The following is an 18,131-nucleotide window of genomic DNA, read 5'->3' on the forward strand; positions in this document are numbered from 1 at the left end:
CCAGGAGATCGCACGATGAGCTCACCCGACCGCCACGTCCGCGCGATGCTGCCCATCCCGGACCGGCCGGCCCCCGGGCTCACGACGTACGACGCGAAGGACCCCGACACGTCCTTCGCCCCGATCGAGCCGCTGCTCCCCCCGTCCGGCGCTCCCCACGTCGTCGTCGTCCTGCTCGACGACGTCGGGTTCGGCGCCTCGTCGACGTTCGGCGGCCCGTGCCGCACCCCCACCGCCGACCGGCTCGCGACCCGGGGTCTGCGCTACAACCGCTTCCACACCACCGCGCTGTGCGCGCCCACCCGCCAGGCGCTGCTCACCGGCCGCAACCACCACTCGGTCGGCATGGGCAGCGTCACCGAGGCCGCGACGGCGGCACCGGGCTACACCTCGCTGCGGCCGAACACGAAGGCCCCGCTGGCGATGACGCTGAAGCTCAACGGCTACTCGACCGCGCAGTTCGGCAAGTGCCACGAGGTACCGGCCTGGCAGACCTCGCCGATGGGCCCGTTCGACGGCTGGCCGACCGGCGGCGGGGGCTTCGAGACGTTCTACGGGTTCATCGGCGGCGAGAACAACCAGTGGGAGCCGTCGCTCTACGAGGGCACGACACCGGTCGAACCGCCCGCCACTCCCGAGCAGGGCTACCACCTCACCGAGGACCTCGCCGACCGCGCCACCGGCTGGATGCGCCAGCAGAAGGCGCTCATGCCCCAGCGGCCCTTCTTCGTGTACTTCGCGCCCGGCGCGACCCACGCCCCCCACCACGTGCCGCGGGAGTGGGCCGACCGCTACCGCGGCGAGTTCGACGACGGGTGGGACGTCGCGCGCGAGCGCACCTTCGCCCGCCAGAAGGCGGCCGGGGTGATCCCGCCGGAGGCCGAGCTCACCGACCGGTGCGCCGAGATCCCGGCCTGGGACGACATGCCCGACGAGCTCAAGCCCGTGCTGGCCCGGCAGATGGAGGTCTACGCCGGGTTCCTCGAGCACACCGACCACCAGGTCGGCCGCCTCGTCGACACCCTGGAGGACCTGGGGATCCTGGACGACACGCTGATCTTCTACATCGTCGGCGACAACGGGGCCTCCGCCGAGGGCACGATCAACGGCGCGTTCAACGAGATGGCCAACTTCAACGGGATGGCCGGCCTCGAGACCCCCGAGTTCCTGCGCAGCACGATGGACGAGCTCGGGTCGCCGACGTCCTACAACCACTACGCGGTGGGCTGGGCCTCGGCGATGTGCACGCCGTTCCAGTGGACCAAGCAGGTCGCGTCCCACTGGGGCGGCACCCGCAACGGCACGGTCGTGCACTGGCCGCGGGGCACCGCGGGCCCCGGTGGCGTGCGCTCGCAGTTCACCCACGTCATCGACCTGGCCCCGACCGTTCTCGAGGCCGCCGGCATCCCGGAGCCGACGACCGTCAACGGCGTGCTGCAGTCCCCGATGGAGGGCACGAGCATGCTCGACACCTTCACCGAGCCGGACGCCCCGGAGCGCCACGACCTGCAGTACTTCGAGATGGCCGGCAACCGCGGCATCTACCACCGGGGCTGGAGCGCGGTGACCAAGCACCGCACGCCCTGGCTCATGGTCGGCCACCAGCCGCCGCCCTTCGACGAGGACGTCTGGGAGCTCTACGACGGCCACAGCGACCACAGCCAGGCCCGCGACCTCGCCGCGGAGAGGCCCGAGGTGCTCGCCGGCCTGCAGCGGCTCTGGCTCATCGAGGCCACCAAGTACGGCGTGCTCCCCCTGGACGACCGCCTCTCGGAGAGGATCAACCCGACCCTCGCCGGCCGCCCGACCCTGATCCAGGGCGACTCCCAGCTGTTCTTCCCGGGGATGGGGCGGCTCTCCGAGAACAGCGTGGTCAACGTCAAGAACCGCTCGTACGCCGTGACGGCGGAGGTCGACGTCCCGGCCGGTGGCGCGCGGGGCGTCCTCATCGCCCAGGGCGGGCGGTTCGGCGGGTGGGCGGTCTACCTGCACGAGGGCCGGTTGACGTTCTGCTACAACGTGCTCGGCATCCGGATCTTCACGACGCGCGCCGGCGACCCGGTGCCGGCCGGGGTGCACCAGGTGCGGGCCGAGCTCGCCTACGACGGGGGCGGCCTGGCCAAGGGCGGCGACGTGTCGCTGTGGGTCGACGGCGCCGCCGCCGGGACCGGGCGGGTCGAGATGACCCAGCCGATGATCTTCTCGGCCGACGAGACCACCGACATCGGCCGCGAGGAGGGCACGCCGGTCAGCCCGGACTACACCGGCCCGACGAGCCGGTTCACCGGGCGGATCCACTGGGTGCAGCTCGACGTCGGCAAGGACGACCACGATCACTACGTCGACCCCGAGGAGCGGCTCCGCGTCGCGATCGCACGCCAGTAGACCGCGGGCTGATCGCGCACAACGGGACCACCCGTGACCGGGCACTTCCGCGCCGTGGCGCACTGCTCCGAACGCCCGCGCGTGTGCGTCCTGTAGCCGCTCCGAACCAGGGAGTTGCCTGCTTCCGGGCCGATCCCGCAGATCCTATCGTGATCGAGGTCAGCGTCCGTGGCGTCGACCACCCGGGCGAACGGACGACCACCGCATCGGCGCGACGGCGCGCGTCACGACCCGGAGAGGACGCCGCATGGCCCAGGTCGGCCGGTCGCGGATCGGTCCACCGGTGATCCCGGCCGAGTACGTCCGGCGCCGGGACCTGGAGGCTGCCCTCGCCCGCGGCGCGGACCGCGACCTCGTGCTGGTGTCCGCGCCCCCGGGCTTCGGGAAGACCTCGCTGCTCGCCTCGTGGGTCGGCGACGACCACGGGCGGGGCACGGCCTGGGTGCGCCTGGAGCCCGAGGACCGCGATCCGCGACGGCTGTGGAACGCCGTGCTCGCGGCCCTCGCCGCGCTGCCGGCAGTGCCCCCGTCGAGCCGGCTGCACCGCCTCGTCGTCTCCCGGTCGACGGTGGCCCCGGAGTTCCTCGGCGAGCTGGCCGAGGCGCTCGCGTGCCTGCCGTCCCCGGTGCGGCTCGTGCTCGACGACGTCCAGCACGTCACCGACCCGCTCTCCCGGCGCGGGCTGGAGATGCTCGTGCGCGACGCCCGCCCGGGGCTGCGGCTCGTGCTCGCCGGCCGGCGGGACCCGGCGCTGCCGCTGCCGCGGCTGCGGCTCGAGGAGCGCGTCACCGAGCTGCGGGCCGCCCAGCTGCAGTTCTCGCCCGACGAGACGGCGGCGCTCGTCGACGCCTGCGGGCTGGCGCTCGACCCCGCGCAGCTCGCCGCGCTGCACGAGCGGACCGGCGGCTGGGTGGCGGGCCTGCGCCTGGCCGCGCTGTCGCTGCGCGACCACCCGGACCCCGACCGCTTCCTCGCGTCCTTCTCCGGCGACGAACGGCCCGTTGCCGACTACCTCGTCGACGAGGTCCTCGGCGGGCTCGCGGCCCCGCACGTCGAGGTGCTGCGGCGCACCAGCGTGGCCGGGCGGGTCCCGGCCGGTCTCGCAGCGGCGCTCGCCGGGCGCGAGGACGCCGCGCAGCTGCTCGACGAGCTCGCCCGCGACACCGGCCTCGTCGCGGGCACCGGCGCCCGCGGCGACCCGTACCACCTGCCCGAGCTCCTGCGCTCGTACCTGGCGGCCGACCTGGGGCGGCGCGGCCCGGCGGTCGCGGCCGGGCTCCAGGCCACGGCCGCCGGGTGGTGGTCCGAGCACGGCGACCCCGTGCGGGCGCTGCAGCACGCCGCCGCGTCCGGCGACCCCGCGGTCCTCGCCGGGTTGATCGGGCGCTGGGGCCCCTGGCTCGCGGGTCGCGGCGAGCACGGGCCGCTCGCCGCGGCGCTCGCCGCCGCGGAGCCCGAGGGCCGTCGGGATCTCCGTCTCGCGACCGCCTACGTCCACGTGCAGCTCGCCCGCGGGGACGCGGCCGGCGTTCGTGACACCCTGCGCCGCGCACGGCGCGCGCGCCCGGTCCGCGACTCCGAGACAGCCGACACGGCTGACCCGGCAAACACGGCAAACACGGCCGACACCGTCGCCTTCCGCACCGCCACCGAGCGGATGCTGGGACGCCGGGTGCCGGTCACGGGGACCGAGCGCGTCCCCGCCGACCCGGCCCTCGCCGCGGCGGTGCGCGTCGGGCGCGGCGCGGCTGCGCTGCTCGCCGACGACCCGGGACGGGCCCGTGCCGAGCTCGGGGCCGGTCTCGCGCTGGCGCACCGGCAGGGTCTCGACGTGCTGGCGCACCGCGGCCGCGGACTGCTCGCCGTCGCCCTGTGGGCGGCAGGCGACGTGCCCCGGGCCGGGGAGACGGCCGAGCGGGTGCTCGCGGCCGCCGACGCGGACGGACCGGCGGCCGCGCCGTGGACGGCGCCGGCCCGGGCGGTCGACGCCCACGCCTCGCTGCTGCGCGGCGACCCCGCGCGGGCACGGACCACGGCGGGCGGGGCGCTCGGCGACGACGACGGCGGCACCGCCGCGGCCTCCGCGACCTCCGGGGCCGCCCCGCTCGCCGCGGTGCGGTTCGCGCTGCGCGCCGCCCGGGGCGGGGCGGCGTTCGACCTGGGCGACCGGGCGTCCGGACTCCTCGAGCTGCAGGCCGCGCGGGCCGAGCTGGGCGACGTCCCCGTCCCGACGGCCCTCGCGGAGGTCGCGGCGCTCCTCGAGCACCGCGCGGCGGTCGCTCTCGGCCACCCGACCGCGGCGGTGGCCGTCGCCGCCTGGCTCGCCGGCCGTGTGCCCCTCGGACCGGCCGCCGCCCTGATGCGCGCCGGGGCCGCAGCGGCAGCGGGCGACCACGTCGCGGCCCGCCAGGCCGTGGCGCCCCTGCTGGCCCGGCGGTCGCGACCCACGCCGGACGCCCTCGAGGTCGAGGCCTGGCTGGTCGAGAGCCGCGGGCGCCTGGCGCGCGAGGACCGGCCCGGCGCCCGGACCGCGGCGCGCCGCGCCGTGGACCTCGCCGAGCCGCTCGACGCCCTGCGCCCGTTCGCGCACGCCGACGGGGCGGTGCGCGCGCTGCTCGTCGACGAGCTCGCGGCCGGGGCGGCCCGGGCCGGCTTCGTCGCCCGGGCGCTGGCCGCCGGCGCCGCGTCGACGGCCGGGATCGCCCTCAGCGGGCGGGAGCACGACGTCCTGGCCCGCCTGCCGTCGCTGGAGAGCCTCGACGAGATCGCGGGCGACCTGGACGTCTCGATCAACACGATCAAGACGCACGTCCGGGCCCTCTACGGCAAGCTCGGCGTCACGACCCGCCGGGACGCCGTGCTCGTCGCCCACGAGCAGGGTCTCCTGGGATGACCCGGCCGGACGGGACTGGCGGGATGGACGGGACGGACGGGACGGGCCCGCCCCGAGCGGTGCTCGCCCTGCTCTGCGGGCTCATGCTCCTCGACTTCGCCGACCGCCAGGTCCTCGTGGCCGCCTTCCCCTACCTGCGCCAGGACTGGGGGCTCGACGACACGGTCCTCGGGGCGCTCGTGTCGGTGGTGACCCTGACGGTGGCCGTCGGGGCCCTGCCGGTCGCCTCCCTCGTCGACCGGTGGAGCCGGGTGCGCGCCATCGCGGTCATGGGCACGGTGTGGAGCGCGGCGTCGGCGGCGTCGGGGCTCGCCGCGTCCCCCGCCGCGCTGTTCGCCGCGCGGATCGGGGTGGGGGCCGGCGAGGCCGGCTACGGCCCCGCGGGCGGCGCGCTGCTCGCGACCCTCTTCCCGGCGCGGCGGCGCGCCGCCGTGCTGGGCGCGTTCCAGGCCGCGGGCCCGCTCGGGACGGTCGTGGGGATGGCCCTCGGCAGCGCGGTCGCCGCGGTGTGGGGCTGGCGCTGGGCCGTCGGGGTCCTGGCCGTGCCCGGCCTGCTGCTCGCCCTCGCCGTGCTGCGGGTGCGGGACTACCCGACTGTGCCCGCCGTCGCGCGCGGCCCCCGGGCCGTGGCGGGCGTGCTGCGCACGCGGACCGTCGTCGCGACGGTCGCGGGCATGGCGCTCCTGCTCGTGATCGCCTCGTCGCTCTACACGTGGCTGCCGACCCTCCTCGAGCGCGAGCTCCACCTCGCCCCCGCGCGGGCGGGCGGCCTCGCGGCGGTGGTGATGCTGGCCGGGGTCGTCGGGACGGTGGTCGCGGGCCTGCTCGCCGACCGGTCGGCGCGTCGCGACCCGCACGCCCGGCTGCGCACACCGCTCCTCGCGGGGCTCGCGGCGAGCGCACTGCTCGTGCCGGCATTCGCCGTGGTGGCGGCCGGCCCGGGCCAGCTCGTCCTCGTCGTGCTCGGGTCGGCGGCGGTGACGGCGGCGGTCGGGCCCGCGGCCGCCGCGGTGGTCGACGTGACGCAGCCCGGCGTCCGCGCGACCGCGGTCTCGGTGCTGGTCGTGGCCCAGAACCTCCTGGGCCTCGCGGTCGGCCCGGTGCTCACCGGCGCCCTCGCCGACGCCCTCGGGCTCGGCACCGCGCTCGCCCTCGTGGCCGGGCTCGGGGTCGCGGCGGCCGCGGCCTTCGCGCGGGCGGGACGGACCTATCGCGACGACCGGGCAGCGGTCGGGCCCGACCTCCCCGACCGGCCGGTCGCCGGCGCGGGGACCGCCGGGCCTGCCGAGCCCGCCGGGAGCGGGGGGTAGCGCCGTGGTGACCTCCCCCGCCGAGCCCCACGGACCGGTCATCGAGGGGCCCTGGACGACCCCGCCCCGCCCCGCCGGTCCCGATCCGCTCGCCCGGCGCAGCGACCCGGAGCACGCCGCGCCGGTCGCGACCCACGTCGTCGGCCGACCGCGCCTGCAGGCGCTGCTCGACCGCGCCACCGCCGAGGCGGCGGTGACCCTCGTCGTCGGTCCGGCGGGATGGGGCAAGACGCTGCTCGTGGGCTCGTGGCTCGCCACGGGCGCGGGCGGGCGCGAGGCGGCCTGGGTGACGCTGGGCCCGGCGCACGACGACCCCGCGACCTTCTGGGCGGCGCTCGCCCGTGCCGTCGGGCCCCGCGCCGGCGCGGCCACCGCGGCGGCCCTGCGCCGGCTCGGCGGGCGCGGCACCGCCCCCGAGGAGCTGCCCGGGGTGTTCGCCCACGCCCTGTGGCAGGCGGAGCGGCCGGTCGTGCTCGTCCTCGACGACCTCCACGAGGTGTCCTCCCCCGCCGTCCACGAGGGCCTGCGCGGCCTCGCGGAGCGCCCGGTGCCCGCGCTCGCGCTCGTCGCCACCACCCGGCGGGACCCGCCGTGGCCCCTCACCCGGCTGCGGCTCGCGGGCCTGCTCGCCGAGGTCCGGCCCGACGAGCTCGCGTTCCGCGACGACGAGGCGGCGGCGCTGTTCGCCCAGCTCGGGGTGCCCGCCGAGGCCGGCCACGTCCGCGAGATGGTCGCCCGCACCGGCGGCTGGGCGGCCGGGATGCGCCTGGCCGCCCTCGACCTCGCGACCCGCCCGGACGTCGACGCGGCGGTCGCGGCGTTCTCCGGCGACGCCCACAGCGTGTCGGGCTACCTGCTCGAGGAGGTCCTCGGTCGCCAGCCCCCCGACCTCGTCGACTTCCTCGAGTGCATCAGCGTCGTCGACCTCGTGTGCGCCGACCTCGCCGACGCCCTGACGGGGCGCGACGACGGCGAGCAGCGGCTGGCCGAGCTCTCGGCGTCGCACCTGTTCGTGCAGGCCCTCGACCACCCGGGGCGCTGGTACCGGCTCCACCGGCTGGTGCTCGACCTCCTGCGGGCCCGCCCGGTCCCCCGGCGGACCCGGCGCGACCGCGACCGCCGGGCCGCGGAGTGGTTCCGCCGGGAGGGCATGCCGCTCGAGGCGCTGCGCTCCGCGGTCCGCGGCGAGCTCTGGTCGCTCGCCGCCGAGGTGGCGGGCGGGCACGTGGTCCCGCTCGTGCTGCGCGGCTCCGCCGACGAGGTCGCCCGCGTCCTCGACGACGTCCCCGACCCGGTGCTGCTCGGCCGCCCCGAGCTGGCGACGGCGCTGGCGGGCGCGCGGGTGGTCGGCGGCGACACGACCCGGGTCAGCGAGCTCGTCGCCGCCGCGCGCCGGGGCGCCGGGGCGCTCGACGAGAACCGCCGCCGGCGGCTCGCGGTCTACCACGGGCTCATCGAGGGCGCCCGCGCCCGCGCGGAGGGCGACCTCGCCGCGGTGGCCAGCGCGTACCGGTCCGTGCCCCTCGACGTGGGCCTGCTCGACGGCTGGGGCGTGCTCGAGCCCGCGATCGTCCCGGCCGTCGTGCTCGCCAACCTCGGCACCGCCGAGCTCTGGACCGGCGACCTCGAGGCCGCGGATCGCCACCTCCGGACGACGGTGGACGAGTCGGGCGCCGGCCGCCCACCCACGCTCCCCCGCGTCAACGCCGCGGCCCACCTCGCCCTGCTGGCGTGCGAGCGCGGCGACCTCGACACCGCCGTGCAGCGGTCGCACGACGTGATCGCGGCGGCCGGCGGGTCCGGCTGGGAGCGCACCCCCCAGGTCGGGCCCGCCTACCTCACGCTGGCCCGGGTGAGCGTCGACCGCGACGAGCTCGGCGGCGCGGACGACTGGCTCGCGCGGCTCGCCGACGTCGAGGAGCTCGCCCCCGAGCCGCACGTCCTGCTCGCCCGCTCCCTGGCGCTCGCCGCCCTCCGCGAGGCCACCGGTGACCGGGAGGAGGCGCTCGCCGTGCTCCGGGCCGCCGGCGCGCGGGCGGGGTCGTGGGTACCGCCGCGTCCCCTGGCCGAGCGGTGGACGCTGGGCCAGGCCGGGCTCCTCGCCCGCAGCGGCAACCCGGAGGCGGCCCGGGCGCTCGCCGCCCGCCTCGGCGCGCCCCGCACCGCGGAGGGCCGTGTCGCGGCGGCCCGGCTGCGCCTGCACCTGGCCGGCTCCGCGGACGTCGGCGAGATCGCGGAGATCGACGGGCTCCTGGGCGGGACGGCGGCGAGCCCGCTGCCCCGGGTGCGGGCGGGTGCGGGCGTCGTCGCCGCCCTCGTCGCCGAGCACACCGGCCTCGCGGACCGCGCGACCGATCTGCTGGAGAACGCCCTGCTGGCCGCCGCCCCGCACGGGCTGCGCCGGCCGTTCCTCGCCGAGCCGGCGGTCACCGTCGTCCTGCGCCGGCGCGTCGACCGCGGCAGCGGGGCCGCCTCCTTCGCGGTCGACCTGCTCGAGCGGCTCACCGGCACACCCCCCGAGCCGGGAGCACGCCGGCCCGGCCTCGCCGAACCCCTCACCGGGCGCGAGGCGACCATGCTGCGCTACCTCGCGAGCACCCTGTCGAACACCGAGATCGCGGCCGAGCTCTACGTCTCGGTGAACACCGTGAAGACCCACCACCGGGCCGTGTACCGCAAGCTCGGCGTGACCGGCCGCCGGGAAGCCGTCCACCGCGCACGCCTCCTCGGTTTGCTCTGAGTGACCGGAGCGCGGATCATCCTCCCCCATTCGCCTCATCCTCTCGGTAGGACGCCGTCTCACCCGCCCGCGCGACACGCTCCGTGTCTGCGCGAGCAGCGAGACGGAGGTCGCCCGAGATGGTCCGGATTCCCGCGAGCAGGACGGCCGTGCCGTCGCTGCCGGCGTGGTGCGTCCCCCGACCGGCGCTGTGGCAGCGCCTGGAGGCCGCCGACGCCGGGCAGCTCGTCGCGGTGATCGCCCCCGCGGGGAGCGGGAAGACCGTCCTGCTGGCCGAGTGGGCCCACCACGGCGACGGCACGCCGACCGCCTGGGTGGGCCTCGACCGGGACGACGCCGACCCCGACCGGTTCTGGTCGGCGGTGCTCGCCGCGGTCCTCGGCTCCGGCGCGGTGCCCGCCGACAGCCCGCTGCACCGCCTCGACGACCTGGTCACCGCGGAGGACGAGACCGTGGACGCCCTGCTCGACGGGCTCGCGGCACTGCCGACCCCGATCCGTCTCATCCTCGACGACGTCCACGTCCTCGCCACCCGGACCACCGGGAGCCGGGCGCTCGCCCGGCTGGTGCGCCACCGCCCCGCCGGGGTGCGCCTCGTGCTCGCGGCGCGCTCCGACCCGGCCGTCGGCCTGCCCCGGCTCCGCCTCGACGACGGGCTGCGCGAGCTCCGCGCCGACGGTCTGCGGTTCAGCGCCGAGGACACCGCCGCCCTCGCGGCCGCCTGCGGGGTCCTCCTCGACGCCGAGGAGGCCGCGACGCTGCACCGGCGTACCGAGGGCTGGGCGGCCGGGCTGCGGCTCGCCGTGCTCGCGCTGCGCCGCGACGGCGGCGCCGAGGGGACCCGCGCCTTCCTCGCCCGCTTCTCCGGCGACGAGCGCTCGGTCGCCGACTACCTCGGCGGCGAGATGCTGGACGGTCTGCCCGCGAACGACCACGAGCTGCTGGGCGACCTCAGCGTCTGCCGCCGGCTCCCGGACCCCCTGGCGGTCGCCCTGAGCGGCCACGCCGACATCGCCCGGCGGCTCGCGGAGATCGCCCACGGGCTCGGCATGATCGAGCGCAGCCGGACCGGCGAGCCCGGCGAGCATCACGTGCACGCCCTCCTCCGCTCGCACCTCGCCGCGGACCTCGCCCGCAGCCGGCCGGCCCGGTTCCGTCGACAGCACGCCGTCGCGGCGCGGTGGTGGGCCGAGCACGGCGAGCCGGCACACGCCCTGCGCCATGCCGAGCGGGCCGAGGACCCCGACCTCACCGCCGCGCTGCTGGGCCGCGTCGGCGTCCCGCTCCTGCTGCACGGCGAGCTCCCCGCGGTGCGCCGGGCGCTGCGGGGGCTCGGGACCCCCGACACCGCGACGACGGGCGGCGACCCGCGACTCCCGCTGATCGCCGCGCTCGCCCATCTCGAGGCGGGCGAGCCCGCCGCCGCGTCCGCCCAGCTGCGGCGGGCCCGGGCCGTGCGAGCCGTGCGAGCCGTGCAGCCGGGCGCGGACCCGGAGCTCGAGGCGCTGAGCGCGGCGACCGAGCTGTTCGGGGTCGCGGCCGGGCTCCCGCCCGCGGTGGACACGGGGAACCGGGCGGACCCGGTGGACCCGGTGGCCACGGCCGACGGGCTCGACACGGGGACCGCGGCGCACGCGGTCGCGGTGCCGGGCGACCCCGCCACGGCCGGCCTGCTGCACCTCGCCCGCGGCACGGCGCTGCTCGCCGCGGCCCCGCCCGGCGATGCCGCCGAGGCCCGCGTGGAGCTGCACCGCGCGCTGGCCCGGGCCCGCACCGGGGGCTTCGCCGGCCTCGCGGCGGGCGCGTTCGCCGAGCTGGCGCTCGCGGCCGTGGTCGAGGGCGACCCCGCGGGCGTGGCGGCCGCCGCCGACGCGGCCCTGGACGCCGGCCGGCGCGGACCGCGGCCCCCGCGCGGAGGGTCCGTCCCGTCCGCGCGGACCGTCGCCCTGCTGGCCTGGGCCGACCTGCTGCGCGGCGCACCCGACCGCGCCGCCGACCGGTGCGCCGAGGCGCTGGCGGACCACGGGGCGCTCGCGGCGGCCGACCGCTACGCCCTGCACGCCGTGCACGGCGCGGCGGTCGGCGACCTCGGCCGTCGCGGCGAGGGCGTGGCCGAGGCCCGGGCCGCCCGCCTCGCGCTCGGGGACGCGGCGCTGCCGGGCCCGGTCGCCCGCGCCCTCGCGCTGCTGGAGCACCGGGACGCGCTGCTGCTCGGCAACCTGCGGGCCGCCGGCGAGGTCGCGGCGTGGCTGGCCCGGCGCGCGGGCGGCGGCCGGGAGGGCGAGCTGATGCGGGCGTGGTCCGAGGCCGCGACCGGGCGGTGGGAGGCGGCCCGCACCGCGGCGCTCCCCCTGTCCCGGGGCACCCGCGCGCCCGCCACGCTCGCCGTCGAGGCCGCTCTGGTGGAGACCGAGGCCGCGCTGCGTGGCAACGATGCCGTCCGGGCCGGCACGGCCCTCGCCGCCGCCCTCGACGCCGCCCGCCCGCGCGACCTCCTCCGGCCGTTCACCCTCGCCGGGCCCCGGACCCGGGCCCTGCTCCTCGAGCGGGACGCGGCCGGGGGCGCGCCGTTCGACGCCCGGGTGGCCACGGCCTGCGCGGCGGTCACCACCCACGCGGCGCCCCCGCTCTCGGAGCGGGAACTGATCGTCCTCGGGCTGCTCCCGTCCCTGCTCGACGCGCCGTCGATGGCCCAGGAGCTCGTGGTCTCGGTGAACACCGTGAAGACCCAGATCCGGTCGATCTACGCCAAGCTCGGGGTCTCGACCCGCCGGGGCGCCGTGTCACGCGCGCAGGAGCGCGGGCTGTTGGTCTGAGCCGGCCCGCGCGCGGTGTTCGGCCTGCTGTCGGGTGCCGTTCACCTGGCCGGGATGAGGCCGCCGAGGGGTGCCGGCCGCGACGATCGCGGTGGACGGTGGCCGCCGGGGTCACCCCGGCGGCGAGGAGACGGCCGTGGCGGGACGCTTCGAGATCCGGGTCAGCGGCCGGCTGTCCGACCGGGCCCGGGCCGCCTTCCCCGGTCTCGCGGTCGAGGAGGTGCCGGCCGAGACCGTCCTCACGGGCTGGTCGCAGGACGACGACGACGTCCACGGCGTGCTCGACCGGATCCAGTCGCTCGGGCTCGAGCTCGTCTCCCTGCGGCAGACCCAGGACCCCGACGAGGGGTGACCGGCACAAAGGAGCCCGCCGGCGGGGGCGGTCCCCCACCGGCGGGCGGTGATCGGTCGTGCTCAGGCCTTGACCGACGCCGGGTCCTCGGCGTCGCTCTCGGCGAACACCTCGCGCAGCTGCGCCTCCTGCTCGCTGGAGAGGTTGGTGTGCAGCAGCTCGCCGTGGTGGCCCCGGAACGCCTCGGCCACCTTGTCGGTCACGGCGTTCGACGTCAGCGCGAACAGCGCCGACGTCCCGGACGTCACCTTCGAGCGCACGTCGTCGATGAAGTCGTCGTCGATCCCGACATCGTTCATCGACCCCGCGGCTGCGCCCGCCGCGGCGCCGACGACCAGGCCGAGCAGCGGCACGAAGAAGATCAGGCCGAAGAGCATGCCCCAGAAGCTCCCGCCGAGGGCGCCGGCGCCCACGAGGTTGTGCAGCTGGCGCGTCTTCGGCCGCTTCCGGTCGGCGGGCCAGCTCACGACGGCCGCGTCCTCCACCCTGATGAGCTCCTCCTTCTGGAGCCGTTCGAGCGTCGCGAGGGCCTCCTCCGCCCCCTCCGGGGTCGGGAACTTCCACGCCGTCAACGTCGCCATCGGTCGTCCTCCTCAGATACCGGGAGCCGGTGCGGTCGGCTCGCCCGGACTCTCGTCCGGACCGTCGGCTCGGGCCTCATCCCCGCCGGGTGACGGCGTGACCGGGACGCCGAGCCTGCCGACCGCGACGAAGTGGCCCACCAGCGCGCCGCCGAGCATGACCACGCCGAAGGAGACGAGCCAGGAGAGGATCACGAAGACGATGCCCAGCGGGCCGTACTGCCGGTAGTGCGAGGTGATGCCGGGCGAGAGCACGACCGTCGCGGCGAGCCGCAGGGCGACCAGGCCGATCCCGATGAGGATCGCGCCGGGCAGCAGACGCGCCCACGCGACCCGCCCGGCGAGCAGGAGGTGCTGGGTCCACCACGCCCACGCGACCGCGAGCGGCGTGCCGACGACCACCACGAGCACGAGCCGCGCGTCCCGGTCGACCACGGGCTCGACGACCGCCAGCGCCCCGGCGAACACGAGGAAGCCGCCGAGCCAGGCGAGCGGCCGCCACAGGGAGCGCACGCCCCGGTGCGGCAGACCCCACACGAGCTCGTAGCCGCGCTGGAGGGCCAGGGGCCACCGCACCGTGAGGATCACCGTCAGCACCAGCCCGATGCTCGTCGTGGCGCCCGACACCGTCGTGGTCGTGGGGAAGAGCTGCTGGAGGTCGTGGGTGGCCTGGGGCGTGAGCCCGGCACGCCGGACGAATCCCTCGAGCGCCCCGCCCGGGCGCCCCAACGGCATCACCGCGGCGAGCGTGACCAGCGCCGGCACCACGAGCATGAAGGCCAGCGCGGCCAGGATCAGCGCCTGCTTGGTGAGCTGGACCTCCACGATCCGGCGCTGGAGCCGCCCGAGGTGCGAGCTCTCGTACCGCGTGCGCGTACTCCGCAGCCGGTCGCGCCAGGGTGGCGGGACCTCGTCCGCGGGCGCGCTCGGCGGGGACGTGGTCATCCCCGGCCACGCTAGGCAGCGGGCGTCCCGGAGCACTCACCCCGTGCGGGTGAGCCGGACACCGGGCCGCGTTCCTACCGTCCGGGGCATGTCGACTCCCACCTCGGCGCCCGGCGCCGGCACCGACCCACCGGCGGACACGTCCGCCACCGGTGCGCGGGCCGGCATCCCCCGCGACCTGATGCTGCTGCTCGGCGCGGCCGCGATCGTCGTGATCATCGCCGGTCTCCAGGCGGCCGCCTGGCTGGTCGCGCCGATCCTGCTCGCGCTCGTGATCGTGATCGCCGTGGCCCCGCTCCAGGGGTGGATGCGTCGCGTCGGCTTCCCCGCCTGGTCGACCGTGCTCGCGCTCGTCATCGTGATCTTCGGGATCGTCATCGGGCTGGTCGGGGTGCTCGTGGCGTCGGTGGGACGGCTCGTGGGCCTCATCCCGCAGTACTCCCAGCAGATCGACGCGCTGACCCACTCGGTGACCACCGCGCTCGCCAAGGTCGGCTTCGACCCGAACCAGGCGCGGTCGGCGGCGTCGTCGATCAACGTCGGCCAGGTCCTCAACGCCGTCGGAGGTGTGCTCTCAGGCCTGAGCGGGGCGCTGACGAGCCTGGTGTTCATCCTCGCGCTGCTGCTGTTCCTCATCGCCGAGGCCGGGGGCGCGAGTCGGCGCCTCGAGGCGATCGGCGCCGACCGGCCGCACATGGTCGACGCGCTGCTGAGCTTCGCGTGGGGCACGCGACGCTACCTCGTCGTCACCGCCGTCTTCGGGCTGATCGTCGCGGTGCTCGACTCGGTGGCTCTCGCGATCATGGGCATCCCGCTCGTCATCCTGTGGGGGCTGCTCTCGTTCATCACGAACTTCATCCCCAACATCGGCTTCATCATCGGCGTGATCCCGCCCGCGCTGCTCGGGCTGCTCGTCGGCGGCTGGCAGCTGGGTCTCGCGGTGCTGATCGTCTACTGCATCCTCAACGCGATCGTGCAGTCGCTCATCCAGCCGCACTTCACCGGCGACGCCGTCGGGCTCTCCACGACGATCACGTTCGTGGCGCTGCTGTTCTGGGCGTGGATCCTCGGCGGCCTCGGCGCCCTGCTGGCGATCCCCGCGACGCTGCTGGTCAAGGCCGTCCTGGTCGACTGCGACCCCCGGGCCCGCTGGGTCGACGCGCTGATCGGGGCGGCGAGCCCGGATCCGGAGAAGGAGGCGCGGCGCCAGAAGCGCCGGGACGCGAAGGCCGGAGCCAACGGGACCGACGGGGCCGACGGCGAGGCCGAGGCCGAGCCCGACACCGATCCCGAGGTCCCGCCCACCCCCCGCAGGCCGGGACCGCCGGAGGCCGCGCAGCCGGTGTGAGCGCAGTCAGCGCCGTGGGTCAGGGTGGGCCAGGTCCGACAGGGTGACCGCGGTCAGGCCGCGACGGGTGGTCCGGGCCAGGAGGCCCGCGGTCGTCGCCGCGACGGCCGCGCGTCCGGCACCCTCGTGCAGCACGAGCACCGACCCCCGCCGGACGACCGCGTCGAGCCACGGTGCCGTGCCCGCCGTCCCGGCCCCGGAACCGGCGACGGCCACCGCGCTGCCGAGCGCGCAGCGCAGCCCGGTCTCCCGCGCGATCGCGAGGTGCGGCGCGGTCGGCCACCCGGAGCCCGGCCGGAACCAGCGCACCGGACCGAGCGCCCCGAGGAGCTCCTGGGTGGCGCCCAGGCTCGCGCGGAACGCGGCCTCCGGGAGCTGCCAGGTCGGCTCGTCGCGCCAGGTGTGGTTGCCGAGCTCGTGGCCCGCGTCGACGACCCGGCGCGCGAGGTCCGGGTGGCGCTCGACCCGCTCGCCGAGGAGGAAGAACGTCGCACGGGCACCGTGGCGCGCCAGGACGTCGAGCAGCGCCGGCGTCGTCGCGGGGTCGGGGCCGTCGTCGACCGTCAGCGCGAACCGCGGCGTCCGGGTGGGCACGGCGAAGAGCACCCGGCCCCGCAGCACGGGGCCCACGGCCTGCGCGAGGGGGATCACGAACGGCGGCCCACGCGCGCGAGCAGGACGTCCTGCGGCTCGGTGCCGCGCGGGCTCACCGGGTCGGCGAAGAGCCCGGGGCCGGAGAGCATGACCGGGGTGCCGTCGAGGTAGGCCAGCGCGCGCTCGACCCCGGCCGGGTCCACGCGCTCGTCCAGCCCGGCGCCGCGGGCGAGGTCCCACTCGTGCACCGTGAGGTCGAGCAGCATCTGTTCGGCGTACTCCTCGACCGGGATCCAGCCGAAGATCGTGTGCACCCGCGGGGCGTGCTCGGCCGTGGCGGTCCAGCGCGGGCGGGAGCGCGCCGCCGCCCTGTCCCAGGCGCCCACGGGGTCGTCGGCGAGCAGGTCGCCGTCGTAGCGGTCGCCGACCTCCTCCATCGACTCGCCGGCCAGCTCGTGCGGAGCCCACGCGTGCTCGGAGCACAGGTGGTTGACGAGGTCGCGCACGCTCCACGCCGAGCACGGCGTCGGGGCGTCCCACCGGTCGGGGGCGACGGCGTGGACGCGGGCGGTGAACCGGTCGATGGCCCCGGGCAGCAGGACGCGGGCGTCGGCGGGCACGGGATGGGCTCCTGTCACGACACCGACCCTGGCACGGCACCCGCCCTGGCACGCGCCGCGACCGCGTGAGAGAAAACGGTCATGGCCGACGTGCACGACGTCCGCCGTCTCGCTCTCGGTCTCGACGGTGTCGAGGAGATCGACTCCGACGGCTTCGACTTCCGCGTGCGCGGGCGCGGGTTCGTCTGGTCCTACCCCGACCGCAGCAGCGGGCGCCGGGTCCTGCGCACCGACGTCGCGGTCCTCTACGTCGGCGACGACGCCGAGCGGCAGGCCCTGGCGCTCGGCGAGCCCGATCTGTTCTTCCTCACCGCGCCCTACGACCGGCTCCCACTGGTGCTCCTGCGCCTGCCGCCGGTCGACGTCTCCCGGCTCGGCGAGCTGATCACCGACGCCTGGCGGATGCGCCTCGAGGAGTGACCTCCTCACGCGCCCCGGAAGGTCGCCTTCCCGTGGCCCTGCTCGACGAACGAGGTCATCGCGTCCGCGAGGTCGGTGGTCGAGAACAGGTCGCCGGCGGCCCGCGGGGTGACCTCGTTGGCCGCCTCGAGCCCGTCCTCGGCGAACGCGCGCAGGATCTCCTTGGTGGCGGCGTGCGCCCGGGTCGGACCCGCGGCCAGTGACGCCGCCAGGGCCCGCGCGGCGTCGTCGAAACCGTCCTCGGGGATCAACCGGTCGACGACGCCCCAGCGCTCCATCTCCTCGGCGCCGAAGCGGCCCGCGGTCATCACGAAGTAGCGGGCCCGCCCGATCCCGGCCCGGGCGGCGAGGCGCTGCGTCCCGCCCATCGCCGGGGTCAGCCCGACCGTCGCCTCGATCAGCCCGAACGACGCCCGCGGCGTCGCCACGATGAGGTCGCAGGCGAGCGCGACCTCGAAGGCCCAGGTCAGGGTCAGCCCGTGCGCGGCGAAGACCGTCGGGAAGGGCAGGTGGTGCAGGCGCCGCCCGGTCTCGACCAGCTCGGCGAACATGCCCGTGCCGCCCTCGACGTCCCCGGCCTGCGCCAGAGGGTGGAAGATCTGCTTGACGTCGACCCCGCCGCTGACGACCTTCCCCTCCGCCCGGATCAGCGCCGCCCGCGGCTGCGCGCGCTCCAGCTCGGCCACGGCGTCGCGCAGGGAGGCGTGGACCGCCATGTCGTAGAGGTTGAGCGGCGGGTGGTCGATGGTCACCACGGCGAGACCGGCGTCGTCCACCGCGACCGTCACGGGAGGGGTCGTCATGGCCCGCGATCCTGCGCGACGCACGGGGTGTTGTCAGTGTGGCGTCCACGCTGACGCTCAACGTCAGAAGAGCCACCTCGATCACCGCCGGCGGGCGACCTGGCGCGGCCTCAGGGCACCAGCACCGCCGCGCCGGTGATCCGACCGCCGGCGAGGTCCGCCAGCGCGTCGCCGGCCCGCTCGAGCGGGTAGGACGTGGTCGTCACCTCGAGGTGGTGCTCGGCGGCGACGCGCAGGAACGCCCGGGCGTCGGCGCGGGTGTTCGAGGTGACGCTGCGCAGGCTGCGCTCACCGAACAGGTGGCGCTGGTAGTCCAGCGGCGGC

The 18,131-nt window shown here is 77.1% G+C and carries 13 protein-coding genes and 1 pseudogene; 8 read left to right on the plus strand and 6 right to left on the minus strand.

The genetic code is table 11. The features are described 5' to 3' along the window. The first annotated feature begins 15 nt into the window (after nucleotides 1-15). From QSK03_RS18720 to QSK03_RS18745, 6 genes are all read left to right on the plus strand, one after another. Entirely contained in the window at nucleotides 16-2,385 is a 2,370-nt protein-coding gene (locus QSK03_RS18720) for an arylsulfatase (protein ID WP_285654992.1), read from the plus strand. A 247-nt stretch (nucleotides 2,386-2,632) separates the two neighbouring features. Next, on the plus strand, nucleotides 2,633-5,278 hold the full coding sequence (locus tag QSK03_RS18725; protein WP_285654994.1) for a winged helix-turn-helix domain-containing protein: 2,646 nt from the start codon (nucleotides 2,633-2,635) through the stop codon (nucleotides 5,276-5,278). A gap of 23 nt (nucleotides 5,279-5,301) precedes the next feature. Next, nucleotides 5,302-6,588: an MFS transporter gene (locus tag QSK03_RS18730; protein WP_285654996.1), complete on the plus strand. Its 1,287-nt coding sequence runs from the start codon at nucleotides 5,302-5,304 to the stop codon at nucleotides 6,586-6,588. 4 nt (nucleotides 6,589-6,592) lie between these two features. Further along, a complete protein-coding gene (locus tag QSK03_RS18735) occupies nucleotides 6,593-9,328 on the plus strand; it encodes a winged helix-turn-helix domain-containing protein (RefSeq protein ID WP_285654998.1) in 2,736 nt (911 codons plus the stop codon). Nucleotides 9,329-9,447: 119 nt separating this feature from the next. Beyond that, a complete protein-coding gene (locus tag QSK03_RS18740; protein WP_285655001.1) occupies nucleotides 9,448-12,144 on the plus strand; it encodes a winged helix-turn-helix domain-containing protein in 2,697 nt (898 codons plus the stop codon). Between the two features lie 136 nt (nucleotides 12,145-12,280). After that, nucleotides 12,281-12,496 (plus strand): DUF8691 family protein, encoded by a 216-nt coding sequence (locus QSK03_RS18745; protein WP_285655003.1) that lies wholly within the window; start codon nucleotides 12,281-12,283, stop codon nucleotides 12,494-12,496. Between the two features lie 62 nt (nucleotides 12,497-12,558). On the opposite strand, the gene QSK03_RS18750 is transcribed toward QSK03_RS18745, so the two are convergent. Together QSK03_RS18750 and QSK03_RS18755 are read right to left on the minus strand one after the other, a co-directional pair. Next, nucleotides 12,559-13,077 carry a DUF1269 domain-containing protein gene (locus QSK03_RS18750; protein ID WP_285655006.1) on the minus strand — a complete coding sequence of 173 codons (519 nt, stop codon included), beginning with the start codon at nucleotides 13,075-13,077 and terminating at the stop codon, nucleotides 12,559-12,561. A 12-nt stretch (nucleotides 13,078-13,089) separates the two neighbouring features. After that, entirely contained in the window at nucleotides 13,090-14,022 is a 933-nt protein-coding gene (locus QSK03_RS18755) for a YhjD/YihY/BrkB family envelope integrity protein (protein WP_285655008.1), read from the minus strand. Between the two features lie 88 nt (nucleotides 14,023-14,110). Between QSK03_RS18755 and QSK03_RS18760 the strand changes: the two genes are divergently transcribed. Further along, nucleotides 14,111-15,370, plus strand: a complete 1,260-nt coding sequence (locus QSK03_RS18760; protein ID WP_285655010.1) for an AI-2E family transporter — start codon at nucleotides 14,111-14,113, stop codon at nucleotides 15,368-15,370. A gap of 6 nt (nucleotides 15,371-15,376) precedes the next feature. On the opposite strand, the gene QSK03_RS18765 is transcribed toward QSK03_RS18760, so the two are convergent. Both QSK03_RS18765 and QSK03_RS18770 read right to left on the minus strand, forming a co-directional pair. Beyond that, nucleotides 15,377-16,021 (minus strand): polysaccharide deacetylase family protein, encoded by a 645-nt coding sequence (locus QSK03_RS18765; RefSeq protein WP_285655012.1) that lies wholly within the window; start codon nucleotides 16,019-16,021, stop codon nucleotides 15,377-15,379. Then, nucleotides 16,018-16,602 carry a TIGR03086 family metal-binding protein gene (locus QSK03_RS18770; RefSeq protein WP_285655015.1) on the minus strand — a complete coding sequence of 195 codons (585 nt, stop codon included), beginning with the start codon at nucleotides 16,600-16,602 and terminating at the stop codon, nucleotides 16,018-16,020. The genes QSK03_RS18765 and QSK03_RS18770 overlap by 4 nt, the downstream gene beginning before the upstream one ends. Before the next feature lie 63 nt (nucleotides 16,603-16,665). Here QSK03_RS18770 and QSK03_RS18775 point away from each other — a divergent pair, with 63 nt between their 5' ends. After that, nucleotides 16,666-17,004, plus strand: coding sequence for an MmcQ/YjbR family DNA-binding protein (locus QSK03_RS18775; RefSeq protein WP_285655017.1), 339 nt, complete (start codon nucleotides 16,666-16,668; stop codon nucleotides 17,002-17,004). A 5-nt stretch (nucleotides 17,005-17,009) separates the two neighbouring features. Here the strand turns inward: QSK03_RS18775 and QSK03_RS18780 are convergent, their stop codons facing one another. Together QSK03_RS18780 and QSK03_RS18785 are read right to left on the minus strand one after the other, a co-directional pair. Then, nucleotides 17,010-17,807, minus strand: a complete 798-nt coding sequence (locus QSK03_RS18780) for an enoyl-CoA hydratase/isomerase family protein (RefSeq protein WP_285655019.1) — start codon at nucleotides 17,805-17,807, stop codon at nucleotides 17,010-17,012. Between the two features lie 110 nt (nucleotides 17,808-17,917). After that, nucleotides 17,918-18,131 (minus strand): annotated as a pseudogene (locus tag QSK03_RS18785) (alcohol dehydrogenase); the annotation flags it as partial.

Source organism: Actinomycetospora sp. NBRC 106375 (assembly GCF_030269665.1).
Classification (GTDB): Bacteria; Actinomycetota; Actinomycetes; order Mycobacteriales; family Pseudonocardiaceae; genus Actinomycetospora.